Below are 18492 nucleotides of genomic sequence, written 5' to 3'. Positions count from 1 at the left end.
CGAATCCAAGGGGATTCACCCTAAGTTCCTAGCTCTTACCAAGAGAGGATTTTTAAGGAGTTATTTGTGGAATTATTAAAACAATTACAAATTGAAGACATCAACGCAGGTGCTTTTAGTGGTCAAGGTTGGCTCAGTGCAATTCACAAACGTACATTTGTTTCTTTTAGTCCTACTAATGGGGATAAACTTGCTGAGATATCAGCCTGTACTCTGGATGATTATGAGCAGGTAATGACTCATGCACAAAGTGCAGCTAAAGCTTGGAGAAAGGTTCCTGCGCCAAAACGCGGGGAAATAATTAGACAAATTGGTCAATTATTGCGTGAAAAAAAAGATCTGTTAGGTAGCTTAGTTTCTTTGGAAATGGGTAAATCTAAACAGGAAGGAGATGGAGAGGTTCAGGAGATGATTGATATCGCTGATTTTGCAGTGGGTCAATCACGCATGCTCTATGGAAATTCTATGCATTCGGAGCGTCCTAATCATCGCATGTATGAGCAGTGGCATCCTTACGGTATTGTTGGTGTTATTTCAGCATTTAATTTTCCAGTTGCTGTTTGGGCCTGGAATGCTTTTTTATCGGCGATTTGTGGCAATGTTACTTTATGGAAGCCTTCAGAAAAGACTCCTTTGTGTGCAATTGCCATTCAGCATCTTTGTAATCAGGTGCTGCAGAAAAATGAGTGTCCTGAAATCTTTAGTTTAATCATTCCTCAACATCAAGAAGTGATTGATGCAATGGTGAATGATAAACGTATTTCATTAATCTCATTTACGGGTTCAACTCCTGTAGGCAAACAAGTTGCTGCAAAGGTTGCTGCCAGATTAGGTAAGACTATTTTAGAGTTGGGCGGTAATAACGCAATTATTCTTGATGAGTCTGCTGACTTGCATCTAGCTATTCCTGCAGTCGTTTTTGGAGCTGTGGGTACTGCAGGACAAAGGTGTACTACCACACGACGTTTATTTGTTCCTGAATCTCATTGTGATTTTGTTATTGAGAAGTTGCGTTTCGCTTACGGACAAATAACTATTGGTGATCCTTTAGATAATCATAATTTGATGGGGCCTTTAATTGATAAACATGCGGTAGAACAATTTAAAAAAACTATTACCCGCATCAAAGAGGCTGGTGGCCAAATTATTTTTGGTGGGGAAGTGTTAAATCAATCCGGATTTTTTGTGCAACCTACTTTAGTCTCGAACGTAAAAAATAATTGGAGTGTGGTGCAAGAGGAGACTTTTGCTCCTATTTTATATGTGATGTCGTACCGTACTCTAGATGAGGCTATTGAGTTACAGAATGGCGTTCCTCAGGGTCTTTCTTCAGCACTATTCACGCAAAATTTAAATCATGCAGAACGGTTTTTAAGCGCTTGGGGCAGTGATTGTGGTATTGCCAATATTAATATTGGTACTTCGGGCGCGGAAATTGGCGGTGCATTTGGGGGAGAAAAAGAGACAGGTGGGGGACGTGAATCAGGTTCTGATTCCTGGAAGGCTTATATGCGTCGACAAACTAATACCATTAACTGGGGTAATGAATTGCCTTTAGCTCAAGGCATCCGTTTTAATTTATCCTAAAGCACCTGACTCAATTGGCAATTTAATACCTCAACCCGCAATGTGTGTGCGGGGTTCATATTTATATTTATTTGCAAGGAGGGATATATGACGCAAGAACCTTTTTTCATAAAAAAAGTTGCAGTTCTCGGTGCAGGAGTTATGGGTGCGCAAATAGCAGCACACTGTGTGAATTCAGGCATAGAAACTTTATTGTTCGATCTGTCATCTAAAGAGGGTGCTCCGAATGCCCTGGTCGATAAGGCAATCGCAAATTTAGTGAAGCTAAAACCAGCTCCTCTCGCAACTGCTCAAACAGCGACTTTATTACACGCCCGAAATTATGAGCAAAATTTAGCGGAGTTAACATCATGCAATTTAATTATTGAAGCAATCGCTGAACGTTTGGATTGGAAAGAGGATTTATATAAGCGTATTTCTCCATATCTAACTGATCGTTCTATTCTTGTAAGTAATACTTCAGGATTAAGTATTAATTCTTTATGCACTGTTTTGCCTGAAGCACACAGAACTAATTTTTGTGGTGTGCATTTTTTTAATCCGCCTCGTTACATGCATCTAGCTGAACTTATTCCTGCAAAAACTACTGATAAGAAATTAGTCGATAATCTGGAAGGCTGGTTAACCAGTTATTTAGGTAAGGGAGTTGTAAGAGCAAAGGATACACCAAATTTTATTGCAAATCGTATTGGCGTATTTTCATTACTCACCACATTACATCATGCTGCTGCTATGAAGATAGGATTGGATGAAGTTGATGCATTAACGGGTCCTTTATTAGGTAGACCTAAATCTGCAACATTCCGTACTATGGATGTCGTTGGTTTGGATACCATGCAACATGTGGTGCATACCATGCAACAGCATCTGCAAGAAGATCCTTGGCATCATAGTTTTAAATTACCTGAATGGTTAATTGGCTTAATTAAAGAGGGTCACTTAGGACAAAAATCCGGTCAGGGAATTTATAGAAAAAATGGTAAAATTATTGAAGTCTATGATGTTCAGTCTGCAACGTATCGTCCCGCAAAAACAGAAGTCAGTGATGAGTTAAAAGCGATTATGAGTAATTCAGATCCAGTGTCCCGTATGCACAATCTGATGATATCTGATAATAAACAGGCACAATTTTTAGCGGCTTGTTTCAGAGATTTATTCCATTATTGTGCTTATCATCTAGAGGAAATTGCTGATACTGTTCGCGATGTGGATTTAGCTATTCGTTGGGGTTTTGGTTGGATGCAGGGGCCTTTTGAGACGTGGCAATTAGCTGATTTGACGAAAATGACTCATTTTATTAATCATGCAATTAAAGACCAAACAGCACTTAGCTCTGCTGAATTACCAGGATGGCTGATTAAGCTCAAGGCGTTTTATACACATGAAGGTGCTTATTCGCCTCAACAAAATAAACATCAATCACGAAGTGAGTTATCAGTTTATAAACGTCAATTTTTTCCTGATCATGTAATTAAAGAAGTAGTACGTTCTACACCAGTTATTTATGAGAATGAAGGCGTGTGCTTGTGGCATTTACTGGATGATGTTGCTGTAGTTAACTTTAAAAGCAAAGCAAATACTGTCGGTCAAGCTGTTCTTGATGGACTGGAAACCGCATTAGAAACTGCAGAAAAGCAATGTCGTGGATTAATTGTGTATCAACATGATGCATCTAATTTTTGTTCAGGCGCTGATTTAAGAGGTGTTTTAAAATTAATTCAAGATAACAAAATGAAGACTTTGGAAGGGATGATTGCACAATTTCAACAAGTAGCCCTGCGCTTAAAGTACAGTTCGATCCCTACGGTAGCTGCATTAAGAGGGCGTGCTTTGGGCGGAGGTTGTGAGTTAATAATGCAGTGTGGCGCGGTAGTAGCAGCCTTCGAATCTTATCCTGGTTTAGTAGAGGCAGGAGTTGGTGTTATTCCAGCGGGTGGTGGCTGTAAAGAAATGGCTATGCGTGCTGCATCCATACCTCATGCTGAATTAATGACGGCGATACAGAGCTATTTTCAACAAATTGCAAAAGCCCAAGTAGCTGGTTCTGCCGCTGAAGCACTACTAATGGGGTATTTACGTAATTCCGATACCTATGTGATGCATGCGGATGAAGTACTTTATGCAGCCTTAGCTAAAATTAAGTTAATGCATGCTGAAAACTATCTGCCCACTTTACAAAAACATTTTAAAGTTGCTGGAATTGAAGGGCAAGCTAAGTTGCAAGCAGGTTTGGTAAATTGGTTAGAGGGTGGTTTTATTTCTCAACACGATTATTTTCTTGCTACTGAATTAGCAAAAGTGCTTTGTGGTGGAAATCTCAATCAAGGAACCGTTGTTGATGAAGCCTGGATGTTAAAATTGGAGCGTGAAGCATTTATTACCCTGGCCTCGACCCCATTAACACAAGCGCGGATTAGTCATTTATTAGAAACTGGCAAACCGTTACGTAATTAAATTTCATAGTTTGGCATAAGGAACTTTAACAAATGACTAACGTCTATATGGTTGATGTACTACGTACGCCAGTGGGTAAAGCACCTCGTGGCATTTTTAAGCATACTCTACCTGATGATTTATTAGCACATATCATTAGAGCTTTAGTAAATCGTCATCCTTTAGTTGATTGGGAAGAAATTGGCGATGTAGTAATTGGCTGCGCTATGCCAGAAGCTGAGCAGGGAATGAATGTAGCACGCATCGCTTCTTTACTTGCGGATTTGCCTCAATCTGTTCCTGCAATGACCATTAATCGTTTTTGTTCTTCTGGAGTACAAAGTATTGCAACTGCTGCGGCATCTATTCGTAGTGGCGAAATGCATTTGGCTCTTGCTGGTGGTGTTGAAAGCATGTCCATGGTGCCTTTGGGGGGTAACAAATATACTGCAAATCCTTCGATATTCAATAATGAACATATTGCCATTGCATATGGGATGGGTATTACTGCAGAAAATGTAGCGAAACAATGGAAAATTAGCAAAGAACAACAAGATGAATTCGCTGCTGAAAGCCATAAAAAGGCAATAGCCGCACAATCACGAGGAAATTTTAAAGCCGAAATCTGTCCTATAGAAATTACTATAAGACAGCCTGACTTAACTAATTTAACAACTATTGAAAAGAAAAAGCTGGTTAGTGAGGATGAAGGTCCACGCGCAGATACTTCTTATGATGTTATTTCTAAATTAAAACCGGTTTTTGATGCTCGAGGCACAGTAACTGCAGGGAATAGTTCGCAAACCAGTGATGGTGCAGGTATTGCGTTATTAGCAAGTGAAGAAGCGGTACGAAACTATAATTTAGAACCCATGGGGCGTTTATTAAGTTATGCTGTGGAGGGTGTGCCACCCGCTATTATGGGAATAGGTCCTATTAAAGCGATTCCAGTTGCATTAAAACGTGCGGGTCTTACTTTGGATCAAATAGATTGGATAGAACTTAATGAAGCTTTTGCTGCCCAGGCGTTAGCAGTAATTAAAGAGCTGGATTTGCCACGTGATAAAGTGAACCCCCTAGGTGGAGCTATTGCTTTAGGTCATCCGTTGGGAGCAACAGGAGCAATTAGAACGGCAACTTTATTACATGGTTTGCAGCGAGTTAATGGTCGATACGGTATGGTTACTATGTGCATCGGTACTGGTATGGGGGCTGCTGCTGTTTTCGAGGCGCTATGATCTTCCAGCCCGCGAGAATAGTTTCTCGCAGGTAGTTTTTTATTCTAAACGTGAAATGAAGCTTAGGCTATCTGTAATCTATAAGTTAGTTTTTATCGCGGAATATGATACGACCTTTAGATAAGTCATAGGGAGTTAACTCAACCTTAACTTTGTCGCCAGTAAGAATTCTAATGTAGTTTTTACGCATACGACCAGAAATGTGGGCAATGACGATGTGCCCATTTTCTAATTCAACCCGAAACATTGTATTAGGCAGTGTGTCTATAACAGTACCAGCCATTTCTAAATGATCTTCTTTTGCCATATATCTCTCAGTAATGTACCAAATTGATTAATAAAGTTTTCAAAAAGTGAAAACAAAAGGTTCATGCAAGTATACTGCTAAACTAAAGAAAATGACAATTAACCTGTATTAAAATTTATACTTTGAAAAAAATTGTCAGTGAATTATTTGATTATACTCTGATTGAAGCGGTCCATAGGAAACTCAATTTAATTCGGGGTTACCAATCATAAAATCTATCCATGCCCGAATTTATTGTTTTTAGGGGGTTACATTATTTGTAATCAGGGCAAACACATCTAATTTTTGAGCATAAAAAACCTCGTTTTTTGCCTACGTGCCGTTTTATGCACGGCAACCATACAATTTCTCATCAAGATTGGTTCTGGATCCCGTGCGTAAAGCACGGAAGGTAGGCATTTTGTTTTTACGTTGTACTATTAGATGCGTTTGCCCTGATTTGTAATTGCGCCAAAGAAGATCTTAATAATTTGTTAAGAATTAGCACATATAATCAGTTTATCTCGATTTTTTAGAGAATTTACATGGATAAAAATAATAATTATTACGTTTTGACACCCAAGAAAAAAACTTTTAGGGAACGGGCTGGGAATTTTATAAGAGCTTTCTTGAAACTACCTTCCAAAATTATTTCTTTACCTTTTGCACGGATGATTATATACATCATACTTAATCCGAGATCGATTCCAAAGCAATATTCTATCCATTTAGCCAAAGTAAGTGAAGATAGGAATGATGATATAATTGTTATCAATTTTAAAAGAAAATCTAAGTTTAAATGGTTTAATGATTTTCTCTTAACATTTCCTTTTATTTCTCCTAACTTGAGAAACAAGCTTCACTATGATCATGCTAGTGATAAACAACACGTTGATAATATCTTAGAAGAAGTTGATAAATTAATTAGAGGTAGATCTACGAAAAAACACTGTGAAGGACGAACTTTTGATTGGTCCCATATTCATTTTAAAGGAATGGAGTTCTTAGATGCTAAAATGCGAGGTTACATTTATGAGCAATTACATAAAAAATACGGGTCAATAACTTATAATGAAAAGCATAGTTCTCATATTGAGTTCTTTACAGTAAAAACTGTAGATAATTCAGAACTTGATTCGGTTGAAGTTATTGGGCCAAATGAAGAGTTCAAGCCTATATTTGAACGTAAATTTGTTATTACTTGTCTTGCTCGAGATCAAAATTATATTAATTGGCTTAAAGATTTGAAGTATACTGCTACTTATCTAAACGCTACAGCCATTAGTTTCAATTACAGGGAAGTAGATTTAAGCCGTCAAATGGTCTGGACTGCGCAAGATATGATTAATGACATATTAGCTCACACAGAGCGACTTATAGAACTTGGGGCTAAAGCTGAGAATATTTGTCTTGATGGGATGTGTGGAGGAGGAGCAATTGCCACACTTGCTGCAGCACAACTACATCGTCAAAATTTCAAAGTCAAACTGAATAATGAACGTTCCTTTAGATCTTTACCTCTTTTGTTTTTTGGAAGCATCGCACCAGAGATACAAACAGCAAATTGGTGGAATCCTTTAACTTATCTTCGATTTTTTATTGCAGGCTTAACTTATGTCATTACTACCCCCATCCTTTGGTTAGGGGGATGGCATGTTAACGCCGAAAAGGCATGGGATGAAATTCCTGCTCAAGATAAAATTTATTCTCTTATCCGTAATGATAAAAATCAAACGTATGATGGGATTATCAATGATTATTTTAGTTCAATAGCCTCATCGGTTGATAAGCAATTAGAGATAATAAAGAAAAAAATGCAGAATGGTAGTGCATTAACGACAAAGGAATTATCACTTCAGAGTGAATTTGGGGAACGTGAGCAGATGTATTTTAAACCTACTAACGAGATTACTTTATCAGATTGTCGTCCACATTTTATTTCTCGCAGAAAACTTATTGCGAAAGTTGGACATCACAAGTTCTGTACTAATCATGATTATTTTCTGAATAAGCTGAAAGAGAAATTTACAAAAGAAATGAAAGAAATGCTTGTAGACAATTTAAATTGTAATAAAAGGAATGAGATTGAGCCTCAAGCATTATTGGTTCCGGAAAAACCATTAATCCTTGCATGTAGTGGTGGAACAGGGCATATTTCTGCGGCAAATGGAATTATTAATGAGCTAAGACTAAAAAATCCTAATGTCGTGATTTTACAACATAAGGCAATACTTTATAAAAAGCATTTTCTTTCTTTTAGCGGACATGCGATTCGTTTTGGAGTATGGGCTGGATCTTTATCTATTCTAGGTGGAATAATTAATAAAATATTGCCTTTGTTTGGTGTTCCGTCTATGCCTAGTTATAACACTTATTGGGGGCAGATGGCCAAATTACAACGACAAGAAATAGAAGTTAAAAATGATGTAGAACAAGGACGATATCGTCCTTATGTGGATATGCTTTTGGATCTTTATCCAGAAGGTTATGAATATTCAGCATATTATAATGCTGCATATTTAAGTCTTACTGCCAAAAATATAACATTCATGTCTGCTTATCAACGATCAGTACAAGACCATAATGATCTATATGTCTTTAAAAAAATATATCATCAGCTTATAAGCGCAGCGCAAAATGCCAGTCCTTATACTCAAATTATTTCAACCCAAGCCTTATCTTTAAAATCTATATGTGATGCTGTTTTGTTTTATAATAATTCGTTCTTGCCCAACTTTAATGCAACACAGGGTACCTCTTATCCACCAATTAGTATTGCTCAGTATTTGACTGATATTCCTTCTTTAGGTTGTGCTCATTATATGGATAATTTAGAAAATTTAAGTTTAGAGCATCGCCAGTTGATCGATTTATACATCGTATATATAAGTGAGCCACTCAAAGCGGCTTATTTTGGTGCTAAGCATGGATTTAAAGGGGTTCATCATGTAGATCCCAAACAAAATCCTATGGTTCGTGCAGCTTTTAAGGAGGAAACTTTAATTGATTATATTGATAGTACTAGGTCTCAGGTCTTAACTTATAGGGATCATGCCAAAGACGAGTCTTTTGCTAAAAAAAATATAGAAATTAAAGCAGGTGAAAGGGTAGCCTCCATTTTGCTAGGTTCTTTAGCCGCTCATGCTTCTGCTGATTACATAGAGCATTTATTAGAAGATGGATATGATCATATTTTTGTTTTTGGTGGTTTAAACGAAGAGATTGCTAATCGAATAGATAAACTTATTTCTACTTACCCAAGTGAAGAGCAGGCCAAAATCAATAAGAAAATTATTTGCTTAGGTTATCAGACAGATGTTGAAATGGCTCCAATGTTCGCGCGTAGTAATTGTGTTGTCACCCGAGGTGGTGGGTTGAGCGTCATGGAGCAAATGGTCATACCGCCAATTAAAAGTAAAATAGTATTAATCCATCATGAAAATAGTGATACTGATGTTTTAACTTCTGGTTTAAGCTGGGAGGATGGTAATACGAATAGGCTTATAGATTATCTACAAGAAAAAGATGTTTTTGCTTTAAAAACTTCTCCTAAATTATGTAAAAAGGCCTTAGATTCTGCACAAAAATTCTATGCGAAGGAATTATGTGAAGTGCTTCAAAAGACGCCAATTATTGAAAAGTCCTCAAAAAACTCACCAGTTTTATTAGTCTCTAAGGGAGGATTCTATTCTAGATCAAAGTTGAAAAAGCAGTTTATGCAAAATAAATCTGACTGTAATCACATACCAGTTTTATGTAGGACTATGTAAAACATATTTGCTTTTTTTAGTATTTAGCATAGTTCTCAAATTTATGGATTGAAAGCTCCAAAGCGATCTTCTATAGTTTAAACACTTTTTAGCTTGAGTTGCAGAAAAGTTCTTTTGATTCGTATTTGTGAAGAGCTCCAAGAAATAAAAAAAATATTTTTTGATACGATGCAAAACAATGATTTTTTACGTCTTATTAAATTAGGTCATAAAAAAGTTGCATACGATCAAATAATTTTAGAAAAAGATAAGCCTGTAAAAACATTGATGTTAATTACTAAAGGACAGGTCTATATACATGATTCAATTCTTGAGTTAGGACATTATCATTTCATTGATGAAATGAGTTATTTTAGTGACGGTAATGCAAGCACCACTATACATGCTCGGGAACCTGTAGAATATATATATTGGGGCTATGCAAGTTAGAAAACCACCATTATTTATGAAGATGATAGAGGCGATGGGTAAGGATATTATGTTAAAAATATTAAACCGTAATAAACAATTTGCAGTTAAATAGTAGGCAATAATTTATGAACAGCAATCATCTCCTCTAACAATCAAAATATTCTCCTGGACATATACTCACCGTTAACGGTGGCTAGGATACAGGCTAACATTGCAGGTATTTCTAAGCACATTATTGTTAAACGAATCAATCTCATTTGGAGGAAAGAATATTATTGCAAATCCAAATCCAAATAATGCTCAGCATCCAGGGCGGCCATACACCCAAAACCTGCAGAAGTAATTGCTTGACGGTACACGTGATCAGCAACATCACCACAGGCAAATACCCCAGGAATCGAGGTACTGGTAGCCATACCTTCTAGCCCTGATTTAATGCTGATGTAACCATCATTCATTTTAAGCTGATTTACGAACAATCCCGTATTTGGAGTATGTCCAATTGCAATAAAGACACCGTCAACTGTCAATAATTCAGTCGAATTATTCTGTAAATTACGAATTCTAGCGCCTAGGACTTTTCTTTCATCACCGATGACTTCATCTAAAGTGCTGTTCCAGATTATTTTGATGTTGCCATTGCGTGTTTTTTCAAACAATTTATCTTGAAGAATTTTTTCTGCACGCAGACTGTCACGTCGATGAATCAAGGTAACTGAAGCAGCTAAATTTGATAAATACAGTGCTTCTTCAACGGCAGTGTTACCTCCGCCAATCACACAAACTGCTTTATTACGATAAAAGAAACCGTCACAAGTGGCACAGGCAGAAACACCACGGCCTTGATAAGCTGATTCTGATTCTAAACCTAAATAACGTGCTGAAGCTCCTGTAGCAATGATTAATGCATCACAAGTATATAGTTCACTGTCCCCATGAAGCGTAAATGGTGTTTGGAGTAAATCAGCTTTAACAATGTGATCAAAAATAATTTTTGTATCAAAGCGTTCCGCATGTTTTTGCATGCGTTCCATAAGTGCTGGACCATGTAGTCCTTCAATATCACCTGGCCAGTTATCTACTTCAGTTGTTGTTGTTAACTGTCCGCCTGGCTGCATACCAGTAATTAAAACAGGATTAAGATTTGCTCTTGCAGCATAAACAGCAGCAGTGTAACCTGCTGGTCCTGAACCTAATATAATTAGGCGGTGGTGATTGCTTGCACTCATCGTTTCGGACTTCCTTAATATTTTGATATTTTGTGTTAAGATGTCGGATATTACGACATAAACCAACCTATGAAAATACCTATGGCAAAACAACGAGCGGGAAGAAAGGCTGGAACCCCTAAAAAGCCCATGCCAAATTTTATTGTTAAACGGATTAGTGAAGGTAGTTTTATACTCACATTGACGGGGGCGCTGTTTGTACTTTTATCATTGATGAGTTATCAATTAAATGATCCAGGTTGGTCACATACCACAAATACGCGTTCAGCGATTATTAATTCTGGTGGGCAGGTAGGTGCTTATATCGCTGATGCACTTTATTTTACATTTGGATATCTTGCCTATTTGTTACCTATTACTATTGTCTATATGGCAGGATCTTTTTTACGTGATTTGCGAACTCTAAATGCTCTTAACAAGCATATTTTGGTAGTTCGTATTGCCGGATTCATTTTGATGATTATTGGTGGCTGCGGGTTGTTAAGTTTTGAGTCACAATTACATCAATTAGATAGCATGCATGGACCGGGTGGAATCATCGGTCAAGCAGTTGGTAGTAGCTGGTACCATCTCTTAAATGTACATGGAGCAACTTTAGTTTTATTAGCCCTGTTTTTAGTAGGCATTAGCTGGTTTACTGGGTTGTCCTGGTTTAGTGCAATTGAATTGAGTGGCTTTTATTCTTTATTTCTTGGAAATAAAGTGTACGTCGTTTTAAAAAAAGTAATTCATTTGAGTCATGCAGGTATAGCACGTTATAAAGCACATCAAGCTGCACATGTTTCTCTGCCTCAACCTACCCATGAACGGTTAAAGAACAAATTTTTTAATAAAAAAATGAAGCAAGAAAAAGAACAGGAGAAAGAAAAGAAAAGTTTGGGCATTAACAAAGTAAAACCAGAAGAGGCCAAATCTGTTTCAATAGTGGTTCCAGTTTCTTCACGAGAAACCAAAGAAATTCGAGCACCTAAACTGCATCAGCCAGGAACTTTACCCGCATTAGAATTGTTGGACAAAGGAATTCCTGGAAAACCTATGGGTGGATATACTCATCAGGAATTAGAGAATGTATCGCGGGATTTAGAGCAGCATTTGCTAGATTTTGGTATTCAAGCTGATGTGGTTGCGGTGCATCCAGGTCCGGTGGTTACTCGTTTTGAATTGCAATTAGCTGCTGGAGTTAAAGTAAGTAAACTAACTGCGCTAGCCAAAGATTTAGCTCGTTCGTTATCCGTAATTTCAGTGCGGGTTGTTGAAGTGATCCCCGGAAAAACTGTAGTGGGTTTGGAATTACCTAATCAGTCACGCCAAATAGTTCGTTTGTCTGACGTTTTATCAGCAGATGTTTATCAACAGGCACTTTCCCCAGTAACGTTAGCTTTAGGTGTTGATATTGCAGGTCATCCAGTAGTCGTTGATTTAGCTAAAATGCCACATTTATTGGTCGCTGGAACGACTGGCTCCGGTAAATCTGTAGGTATCAATGCGATGATTTTGAGTATTTTGTTTAAGGCAACGCCTGATCAGGTACGTTTAATTATGGTAGATCCGAAAATGTTGGAATTGTCTGTTTACGATGGCATTCCTCATTTATTAACTCCAGTAGTTACTGATATGAAAGAGGCGGCAAGCGCTTTACGTTGGTGTGTTGAAGAGATGGAGCGACGTTATAAATTGATGGCTTCTTTGGGTGTAAGAAATCTGGCGGGATTTAATGCCAAAGTAACGGAAGCGATTGCTAATGGTAAGCCTTTGAGTAATTCATTATGGAAGCCAATAGATTCGATGGATAAAACAGCACCATTGTTGGAACCATTACCTTATGTGGTCGTTGTAATTGATGAGCTTGCTGACATGATGATGGTTGTTGGCAAGAAAGTAGAACAATTAATAGCCCGTATTGCTCAAAAAGCGCGTGCAGCCGGAATTCACATGATTCTCGCAACCCAACGTCCTTCTGTGGATGTATTAACTGGGCTAATTAAATCAAATATTCCTACAAGAATCTCATTCCAAGTTTCATCAAAAATTGATTCTCGTACTATACTGGATCAGCAGGGTGCTGAGCAATTATTAGGGCATGGTGATATGTTGTATCTTGCTCCAGGAAGTGGTGCTCCTCTGCGCGTTCATGGCGCATTTGTTGACGATAAAGAAGTACATCGTATTGCTGATGATTGGCGTGCTCGCGGTGAACCTGATTATTTAGATGATATTTTACAAATGACAAGTGATGGGGGTGAAGGGGGATTTGATGAAGAAGGACAAACAGAAGATGAAGATCCTCTTTATGATCAAGCAGTGGAATTTGTGGTTCAAACGCGCAAAGCGAGCATTTCTGCAGTACAACGACGATTGAAAATTGGTTATAACCGTGCAGCCAGAATTGTTGAGGAAATGGAACGTACTGGAATTGTGGGTCCATTATCAGGCGGTTATAGAGATGTTTTGGTGAACTCAGTAACTGAGGATTAAATATGAAAAAAATACTACTCGCCGCACTTTTAAGTTTTTCTACAGGGGTATTTAGCGAAACGCCTGAGCAAGTATTGCAGGGTAAGCTGAATTCTATTCGTTCAATGACCGCCAGTTTTAATCAGGTGGTTAAGGCACATTCTCATGTAGTATCGCGTTCATCAGGTACCATGGCTTTGCAACGCCCCGGACGTTTTCGTTGGCAAACCAAGGATCCGATGGCACAACTAATGATCGCGGATGGTCAACGTATTTGGGTTTATGATACTGATTTAGAGCAAGTAACCGTTAAAAAGCAACAAAAAGGCTTAGGGGGCACTGCTGCTTTATTTTTAAGTGGTTATGATGATACGGTAACCCGGGATTTTACCGTTACTCAAAGTGGCTCTAGCGATAATCTGATTTTTGATTTGAAATCAAAATCAGCCAAAGCTAATTTTCAACGTATTAAGTTAATTTTTCACCAGAATTTTTTAATTGGCTTGGAATTATATGACCAATTGGGTCAAATAACTTCAGTACAGTTAGTACAGTCCAAGTTAAATCCTAAATTAGCATCTGCTTTATTTCAATTTAAACCACCTAAAGGGGTTGATGTGGTGCAGCAATGAGCGAGGCCATGAAAAAACCCTCTCCGCTGTTGGCAGAGCGTTTACGCCCCATGCATATAGATGATGTAATTGGGCAGAGACATCTGTTAGGGGAGGGCAAACCTCTGCGACTAAGTTTTATAAGCCAGAAGCTTCATTCTATGATTTTATGGGGACCTCCCGGAGTTGGTAAAACCACCATAGCCAGAATTGCAGCAGAAGCTTTTGCCTGTGAATGGATTGCACTTTCGGCAGTTTTTTCTGGAGTTAAAGACATTCGTGCAGCGATGGAGCAGGCAGAGAACAATTTAGCTCAAGGCAAACACACTATATTATTTATTGATGAAATTCATCGTTTTAACAAAGCACAACAAGATGCGTTATTACCTTATACTGAATCAGGCTTAATTACATTTATAGGCGCTACTACCGAAAATCCATCGTTTGAAGTCAATTCTGCATTACTTTCACGGGCCCAAGTTTATACATTAAAGCCATTGACTAATAAGGAATTAAAACAATTATTCGAAAAGGCTCATAAAGAAATTTTATCCGCGGTTCCATTTGATGAGGCTGCAATAGCAATCATTATTGATTATGCTGATGGTGATGCGAGAAGACTATTAAATTACATCGAACAATTACACACGGCATGCAGTGCCTTGAAGATTGCTCAGGTGGATAAAGAGTTTGTCATTAATTCATTGACCCAAAATGCAAGACGCTTTGATAAAAGTGGTGAATTTTTTTACGATAAAATTTCCGCATTGCATAAATCGGTGCGTGGTTCTGATCCTGATGCAGCATTGTATTGGCTATGTCGCATGTTGGATGGTGGGGTCGATCCTCATTATCTAGTAAGACGAATCGTGAGAATGGCTTGGGAAGATATTGGTTTAGCCGATCCTCGTGGAGTACAAATTGCTAATGATGCAGCCGCAACTTATGAGCGATTGGGGTCGCCTGAAGGGGAGTTGGCTTTGGCTCAGGCCGTTGTTTATTTATCTGTTGCTGCGAAAAGTAATGCTGGTTACGTGGCCTTTAATCAGGCAATGGCTTTTGTAAAACAGGATAAATCAAGAGAAGTGCCGATTCATTTGCGCAATGCTCCTACGCGTTTAATGAAAAAATTAGGATATGGTCAAGAATATCGTTATACTCATGATGAGCCGCATGCTTATGCAGCAGGCGAACATTATTTTCCAGAGGGAATGAACAAAACTGACTGGTATCAACCTGTTCCACGCGGTTTGGAAATTAAAATTGCTGAAAAACTTGCTTTTTTGCGAAAGCTAGATGAAGACTCACATCAGTAAGGCAAGCGTTATCTCCCACTGCGCAGGAGATAATAGTGTTCGTGCTTATTGAAAAGTAGCTTAACAATTAATTAATTCACTGATTTTAAAAGCATTTTCATTTCATAATAAAATTTGATACAGTCATTGTTATCCGTATAATCATGACACCAATATGAATTATTCAAATTACCAAACATGTGCAGTAAGACCACAAATCTCTTTCTCCGAATGGGATATTTTGTCCAGCTTGCCTACTGCTTTAGTAATCATTAATTCTCAAGGGCGTATTGTTTGGCTCAACCCTAGCGCTGAGGCAATGTTAGGTTATGGTTTGCTTGATTCATTGTGGTTAGATGTGCTTTTACGTGCTTTTACCCCACGCGCAGATGATGGGCATGAGGTTTCTTTAGCCGATGGACGGCGTGTGCACGTAGCTATTGCTACCCTTGATAGTTTACCCGGTATTTTAATTAGTTTAACTGATATTACTGCCACTCGAGACTATGAAAAAGCTAAAGAAAATGAACAGCGTTTAGTCTCTATTGGAACAATGACAGCACAATTAGCACATCAAATCAGAACACCATTGGCTTCCGCCATGTTATATGCAGATCACTTAAATAATCTTCCTGATATGGCGATGCATGTGCAGAACTGGATTTGCAGGCTGAAAGAATGTCATACCAGTATTGAACAGCAAATCCAAGATTTATTGTTGTTTGCCCGAGGTACTACTATAGAGCCAGCACGTATGGATATGGATTATTGGTGTTCACAATTAATTCAGCGAGCGCATCCCTATGTTACCTCAGGCGCTGTTTTATTTCAGGTCAATAATCAGTTACTTACCCGTGAAGGAATAATTCACGGTGAATCTTTAATTGGTGCTGTTTTAAATTTAGTAATTAACGCCATACAATCTGAAGCCACAGAAGTTTATTTAACTCTTGCATCTATGGATAATTCCGGTATACAAATATCAGTAGAGGATAATGGAAAAGGAATGTCGGAAGAAGTGAAAAATATGGCATTCTCACCTTTTTATACAACGAAAGCCAAGGGTACAGGTTTAGGTTTGGCAGTTGTTTATGCAGTAGTAAAAGCTCACGGTGGCCGAGTGGGCCTAGAGTCTATGGAGGGGGTAGGCACACAGATCCATTTGTATTTACCCTAACTCGTTGGTCAAATGATAACATTAGTATAAACAAGGGACTTTGAGATGAGTCATGTTCTAATTGTCGAGGATGATCCAGTACTAAGAGAAGCATTAGCGGAAACAATGACTATTGCCGGTCATAGCTACATCACTGCTAAAGATGGTAAGGAGGCTTTGGTTTTGCTTGAGCTGCATAGTCCAGCAATAGTGTTATCAGACATCAGAATGGATGAAATGGATGGAAATCAATTATTAGATGGCATTCAACGAAAAAGACCCGGATTACCTGTAATTTTGATGACTGCCTATGGTTCAGTTCAAGATGCAGTGGATGTCATGCGTCGCGGTGCGGTTGATTATTTACAGAAACCTTTTAGCGCTCAAGCATTAATCGAGAAAATTAATCAATTTATTAAAGTTGAATTAGATGCAGATACTGGAGAGCCAATAGCTCAGGATCCTAAAAGCCAGGCATTATTGTCTATGGCAATGAAAGTTGCTCAATCCGATGTCGGTGTGATGATTAGCGGTGAGAGTGGTACGGGTAAAGAGGTCTTAGCTCATTTCATCCACGATCATTCTTCGCGTAAAAAACAAACCTTTATTGCAATTAATTGTGCTGCGATTCCTGAACAAATGTTGGAAGCAACCTTATTTGGTTATGAAAAGGGTTCATTTACTGGGGCATATAAATCAACCCCGGGAAAATTTGAACAAGCGCAAGGCGGTACTTTACTTCTGGATGAAGTGAGTGAAATGCCTTTAAGTTTACAGGCTAAATTACTACGTGTTCTTCAGGAGAAAGAAGTAGAACGGATTGGTTCTAATAAAACGATTAGCTTGGATGTTCGTATTATCGCCACTACGAATCGACAACTTAAAGATGAAGTTCAAGCGGGGCGCTTTCGCGAAGATTTATTTTATCGTTTAAATATTTTTCCTCTACAATGGCATCCCTTAAGGGAGCGAATCAATGATATTATTCCCTTGGCTAATTATTTAATTCGTAAACATTGTCATAAGCTACCTATTGTGCCAGTAATTAGCTCTGCTGCGCAAAAATTAATGCTCGACTATTTGTGGCCTGGAAATGCACGTGAGTTAGATAATGTGATTCAGCGAGCTTTGGTTTTGCAAACACAAGGGATTATTGAGTCAGAACATTTACATTTATCAACAACGTCTACAATAGTTCTAGAAACAAATTCTGTTGCCAATAGTAAAAATCTGCAAATTCATGAATTTGAATTAATTGAAAAAACTTTGTCAGAAAATGAAGGGAATAGACAAAAAGTTGCTGCTTTACTTGGGGTTAGTGAACGAACTTTACGTTATAAACTGGCAAAAATGCGTGAAGAAGGTTATGTTGTATAGTCTGCAACAGAGAGAACAGAAAGAAAAGGGTGAGTATGCATAAAAGCAATGGTATAGTAATAAAATTAATGTGTAATTAAAGCGAATACAGTGAATAAGATATTAAAGAAATTTTGGATGATAGTCGCCATCCTAATTATTCTTATGGCTGTTTTTTCCAGCATTTTTCGTTCGTTAACCCCTTGGGCTAAACAATATAAAGGGGATATAGAGCATCATTTATCATTTCTCCTTGGGTTACCAGTAACTATTGAAACAATGGAGACCAGTTGGTATTGGTTTCAACCAGTTCTTAAATTAAAACAAGTTACTGTTATTGACGATTCAAAGAAAATTCTTCGTTTAAATAAGTTACTCGTAGGTATTAATTTATTTAAATCGGTTTGGAATTGGCAGATACAACCTGGCATTTTGTATCTTGATGAGGTGCATTTAACGCTAAGAGAAAAAGAGGGTCGTTGGAGTATTGATGGTATCAGTACCAATACTATTAATGCGGATAAAATGACCCCTGAAAACTCAAGACAGATTTTAAGCTGGTTATCACGACAAGATCGTTTAATTATTAAGCATGTTTCTGCTTATTTTTATTTTAGTGATGGAGGAATTATTCCTGTTAAAGGACTAAACCTGTCAATATTAAAT

At 37.9% G+C, this 18492-nt stretch carries 12 protein-coding genes and 1 pseudogene; 11 read left to right on the top strand and 2 right to left on the bottom strand.

Annotation, left to right across the window (positions count from 1 at the left end; translation table 11 throughout):
• Positions 1-66 precede the first annotated feature (66 nt).
• The 3 genes from WA877_RS04965 (at position 67) to WA877_RS04955 (ending at position 5258) form a co-directional block, all read left to right on the top strand.
• Entirely contained in the window at positions 67-1587 is a 1521-nt protein-coding gene (locus WA877_RS04965; protein ID WP_425169830.1) for an aldehyde dehydrogenase family protein, read from the top strand.
• An 87-nt stretch (positions 1588-1674) separates the two neighbouring features.
• Positions 1675-4041 (top strand): 3-hydroxyacyl-CoA dehydrogenase/enoyl-CoA hydratase family protein, encoded by a 2367-nt coding sequence (locus WA877_RS04960; protein WP_425169829.1) that lies wholly within the window; start codon positions 1675-1677, stop codon positions 4039-4041.
• Between the two features lie 32 nt (positions 4042-4073).
• On the top strand, positions 4074-5258 hold the full coding sequence (locus WA877_RS04955) for an acetyl-CoA C-acyltransferase (protein ID WP_425169828.1): 1185 nt from the start codon (positions 4074-4076) through the stop codon (positions 5256-5258).
• Between the two features lie 85 nt (positions 5259-5343).
• Here the strand turns inward: WA877_RS04955 and infA are convergent, their stop codons facing one another.
• On the bottom strand, positions 5344-5565 hold the full coding sequence (gene infA / locus WA877_RS04950; protein ID WP_425169827.1) for a translation initiation factor IF-1: 222 nt from the start codon (positions 5563-5565) through the stop codon (positions 5344-5346).
• A gap of 608 nt (positions 5566-6173) precedes the next feature.
• Here infA and WA877_RS04945 point away from each other — a divergent pair.
• Entirely contained in the window at positions 6174-9314 is a 3141-nt protein-coding gene (locus tag WA877_RS04945; protein WP_425169826.1) for a protein SdbA, read from the top strand.
• A gap of 114 nt (positions 9315-9428) precedes the next feature.
• Positions 9429-9743: a hypothetical protein gene (locus WA877_RS04940; protein ID WP_425169825.1), complete on the top strand. Its 315-nt coding sequence runs from the start codon at positions 9429-9431 to the stop codon at positions 9741-9743.
• A 254-nt stretch (positions 9744-9997) separates the two neighbouring features.
• Here WA877_RS04940 and trxB read toward each other — a convergent pair whose 3' ends face one another.
• Positions 9998-10954, bottom strand: a complete 957-nt coding sequence (gene trxB, locus WA877_RS04935) for a thioredoxin-disulfide reductase (protein WP_425169824.1) — start codon at positions 10952-10954, stop codon at positions 9998-10000.
• Positions 10955-11035: 81 nt separating this feature from the next.
• Between trxB and WA877_RS04930 the strand changes: the two genes are divergently transcribed.
• The 6 genes and pseudogenes from WA877_RS04930 to WA877_RS04905 all read left to right on the top strand — a co-directional run.
• Positions 11036-13429 carry a DNA translocase FtsK gene (locus WA877_RS04930; protein WP_425169823.1) on the top strand — a complete coding sequence of 798 codons (2394 nt, stop codon included), beginning with the start codon at positions 11036-11038 and terminating at the stop codon, positions 13427-13429.
• A gap of 2 nt (positions 13430-13431) precedes the next feature.
• Positions 13432-14040 (top strand): outer membrane lipoprotein chaperone LolA, encoded by a 609-nt coding sequence (gene lolA, locus WA877_RS04925; protein WP_425169822.1) that lies wholly within the window; start codon positions 13432-13434, stop codon positions 14038-14040.
• Entirely contained in the window at positions 14037-15335 is a 1299-nt protein-coding gene (locus tag WA877_RS04920) for a replication-associated recombination protein A (protein ID WP_425169821.1), read from the top strand. The genes lolA and WA877_RS04920 overlap by 4 nt, the downstream gene beginning before the upstream one ends.
• Before the next feature lie 154 nt (positions 15336-15489).
• The gene (locus WA877_RS04915) at positions 15490-16491 is read left to right on the top strand and encodes a sensor histidine kinase (protein ID WP_425169820.1); all 1002 of its coding nucleotides are present in this window, start codon (positions 15490-15492) and stop codon (positions 16489-16491) included.
• A 45-nt stretch (positions 16492-16536) separates the two neighbouring features.
• A complete protein-coding gene (locus tag WA877_RS04910; protein ID WP_425169819.1) occupies positions 16537-17847 on the top strand; it encodes a sigma-54-dependent transcriptional regulator in 1311 nt (436 codons plus the stop codon).
• Positions 17848-17937: 90 nt separating this feature from the next.
• Positions 17938-18492: pseudogene (locus WA877_RS04905) on the top strand (YhdP family protein); the annotation flags it as partial.

Origin of the sequence: Legionella sp., from assembly GCF_049790535.1 — a bacterium.
Taxonomy (GTDB): Bacteria; Pseudomonadota; Gammaproteobacteria; order Legionellales; family Legionellaceae; genus Legionella.
This window is presented reverse-complemented; position numbering and strand designations above follow the sequence as displayed.

Bases quoted from the DNA above. Each gene is read 5' to 3' on its own strand.
- WA877_RS04920 (WP_425169821.1), top strand. From the start codon at position 14,037: ATGAGCGAGGCCATGAAAAAACCCTCTCCGCTGTTGGCAGAGCGTTTA.
- WA877_RS04960 (WP_425169829.1), top strand. From the start codon at position 1,675: ATGACGCAAGAACCTTTTTTCATAAAAAAAGTTGCAGTTCTCGGTGCA.
- trxB (WP_425169824.1), bottom strand. From the start codon at position 10,954: ATGAGTGCAAGCAATCACCACCGCCTAATTATATTAGGTTCAGGACCA.
- lolA (WP_425169822.1), top strand. From the start codon at position 13,432: ATGAAAAAAATACTACTCGCCGCACTTTTAAGTTTTTCTACAGGGGTA.
- WA877_RS04915 (WP_425169820.1), top strand. From the start codon at position 15,490: ATGAATTATTCAAATTACCAAACATGTGCAGTAAGACCACAAATCTCT.
- infA (WP_425169827.1), bottom strand. From the start codon at position 5,565: ATGGCAAAAGAAGATCATTTAGAAATGGCTGGTACTGTTATAGACACA.
- WA877_RS04955 (WP_425169828.1), top strand. From the start codon at position 4,074: ATGACTAACGTCTATATGGTTGATGTACTACGTACGCCAGTGGGTAAA.
- WA877_RS04930 (WP_425169823.1), top strand. From the start codon at position 11,036: ATGGCAAAACAACGAGCGGGAAGAAAGGCTGGAACCCCTAAAAAGCCC.
- WA877_RS04910 (WP_425169819.1), top strand. From the start codon at position 16,537: ATGAGTCATGTTCTAATTGTCGAGGATGATCCAGTACTAAGAGAAGCA.